Source organism: Streptomyces roseochromogenus subsp. oscitans DS 12.976, assembly GCF_000497445.1.
Classification (GTDB): Bacteria; Actinomycetota; Actinomycetes; order Streptomycetales; family Streptomycetaceae; genus Streptomyces; species Streptomyces oscitans.
In genome coordinates this window covers 6,378,498-6,381,145 of the sequence record NZ_CM002285.1, presented here as the reverse complement: position 1 = coordinate 6,381,145, position 2,648 = coordinate 6,378,498, and the positions used below count along the sequence as shown (strand labels likewise).

Sequence of the window (2,648 nt, the reverse complement as noted above, 5' to 3'; positions counted from 1 at the left end):
CGTCCGGCACGGGCCCGGAGGGGTCCGATTCCGGCGCCGGGGAGCCGCGGCGGCCGGCCGGGTCCGGGGTGCGCTTCGACCGGCCCGCGCAGCCGGAGGAGTACCCGCTGCAGGCGCCCGACCCGCGGGTGGCCGAGAACCCCGCCGTGCCGGAGGAGCCCGCGCAGCTGTGCGTGGCCTGCCGGGCGGGCCGGGTGGACAGTGACGGCTACTGCGAGAACTGCGGGCACGCCCAGCCTCGCGAACGCGACCACATGGAGCAGGAGTCGGGCCCGGTGGCCGCCGTCAGCGACCGGGGCCTGCGCCACCACCGCAACGAGGACGCCTTCACCGTCGGCCACACCGCGCTGCCCGACGGCACCCCGGCCGTCCTCGCGGTCGTCTGCGACGGCGTGTCCTCCGCGACCCGACCCGACGACGCGTCAACAGCCGCGTCCCAGGCGGCCGGTGACACACTGCTGGCCGCCCTGCCGCGCGGCACGCATCCGCAGACGGCGATGCACGAGGCGATCGTCGCCGCCGCGCAGGCCGTGAACGCGCTCGCCGAGGAACCCGCCACGGCCCGCGAGCACGCCCCGCACCAGAACGCCCCGGCGTGCACGATCGTCGGCACGGTCGTCGCCTCCGGGCTGCTGGTCGTCGGCTGGGTCGGCGACAGCCGGGTCTACTGGGTGCCGGACGACCGCACCGCACCCGCGGCCCGGCTCACCGAGGACGACTCCTGGGCCGCGCAGATGGTCGCCGCGGGGCTGATGAGCGAGGCCGAGGCGTACGCCGACGAACGCGCCCACGCGATCACCGGCTGGCTCGGCGCGGACGCCTACGAACTGGAGCCGCACACCGCCTCCTTCAAGCCGGACCGCTCCGGCGTCGTGGTGGTGTGCACCGACGGCCTGTGGAACTACGCCGAGACGGCCGAGGAGATGGCCGAGGCCATCCCCCGGGACGCGGCCGAGCGCCCGCTGCACAGTGCCCGGGTGCTGGTCGGCCACGCCCTGGACGGCGGGGGCCACGACAACGTAACAGTGGCCGTCGTGCCGTTCCCGGCACCGCCGCAGGGGGCAGGATCGGCCTGAGGCCGCGGGCCGGAGGGGACCGGTCTGTTCACAGCCATCGCCCTGCTTCAGCAGGGCGGTCAAGGGGGATTTGAGTACGCATGGCCAATTTCGCGAAGTCGCATGTGCCGCAGTTCTCGATGGACGTGTACCAGAACGAGTACCTGCCGGAGGGCGGGCGCGAGGTCAATGCCATCGTCACCGTGACGGCGACCGGCGGCGGCACCGCCGGCGGCGCCGTGCTCCCGGTGCACCCGGCCGGGCCCGGCCGGTCCGCCGCCGTGGCGATCATGGTGGACTGCTCCGGCTCGATGGACTACCCGCCGACCAAGATGCGGGGCGCCCGTGACGCCACGGCCGCCGCGATCGACTCCCTGCGCGACGGCACGCACTTCGCGGTGATCGGCGGCACGCACGTGGCCGAGGAGGTCTATCCGGGCGGCGGTGGGCTCGCGATCGCCGACGCCACCACCCGCGAGCAGGCCAAGCAGGCGCTGCGGCGGCTCGGCGCGGGCGGCGGTACGGCCATCGGCACCTGGCTGCGGCTCGCCGACCGGCTGCTGAACTCGGACGACGTCACCATCCGGCACGGCATCCTGCTCACCGACGGCCGCAACGAACACGAGTCGCCGGAGGATCTGGGCGCGACGCTGGACGCGTGTGCCGGACGGTTCACGTGTGATGCGCGGGGTGTGGGCACCGACTGGGAAGTGAAAGAAGTCACAGGGATCGCCTCCGCGCTCCTCGGCATCGCCGACATCGTCGCCGACCCGGCCGGTCTCGCCGCCGACTTCACGCAGATGATGGAGACGGCGATGGGCAAGGAGGTCGCCGACGTCGCCCTGCGGGTGTGGACACCGGTCGGCACGACCATCAGATTCGTCAAGCAAGTGGCGCCCACCGTCGAGGACTTGACCGGCCGCCGCGCCGAGGCCGGGCCGCGCGCCGGGGACTATCCGACGGGGTCCTGGGGCGACGAGTCCCGCGACTACCACGTGTGCGTGGAGGTCCCGGCGGCCGGTCTCGGCCAGGAGATGCTGGCCGCGCGGGTGTCCCTGGTGGTGCCCCGACCTGGGGGAGGATCCGTACAGAACCTGGGCGCGCAGGGCCTCGTACGGGCGGTGTGGACCGACGACATGACGGCCTCCACCTCCATCAACCCCCAAGTCGCCCACTACACCGGGCAGGCCGAACTGGCACAAGCCATACAGCAAGGGCTCGACCTTCGCAAAGCGGGCGATTTCGATGGAGCAACGGCCAAACTGGGGCGCGCTGTTCAACTCGCGAATGCCTCCGGGAACGCCGATACTGCGAAACTGCTTGCGAAGGTGGTGGACGTGGTCGACGCCGCGACAGGTACTGTGCGGTTGAAGGCGAGGGTCGCCGAGGCGGATGAGATGACCTTGGAGACCCGGTCCACAAAGACTGTTCGTGTAAAGAAGTGACCCTGGAAGCAATGGAGAAGGGGAAGCGCCGACATGCCGACCTGCCCGAACGGACACCAGTCGGGTTCCGACGACTGGTGCGAGGTCTGCGGTCACCGCATGGCCGGTGCCGTACCTCCGCCCCCGCCGCCGCCCCCGCCCGCGGGCG

2 protein-coding genes are annotated in these 2,648 nt (G+C 72.5%); both read left to right on the top strand.

The features are described 5' to 3' along the window. Positions 1-1,076 (top strand): PP2C family protein-serine/threonine phosphatase (locus tag M878_RS77270; protein ID WP_023550678.1); only part of this gene is annotated, 1,076 nt, incomplete at its 5' end. A gap of 80 nt (positions 1,077-1,156) precedes the next feature. Further along, on the top strand, positions 1,157-2,500 hold the full coding sequence (locus M878_RS77265; protein WP_023550677.1) for a vWA domain-containing protein: 1,344 nt from the start codon (positions 1,157-1,159) through the stop codon (positions 2,498-2,500). The last annotated feature ends 148 nt before the right edge of the window (positions 2,501-2,648 follow it).

Excerpts from the sequence above, each read along its gene's own strand:
- M878_RS77265 (WP_023550677.1), top strand. The coding sequence starts at position 1,157 with ATGGCCAATTTCGCGAAGTCGCATGTGCCGCAGTTCTCGATGGACGTG.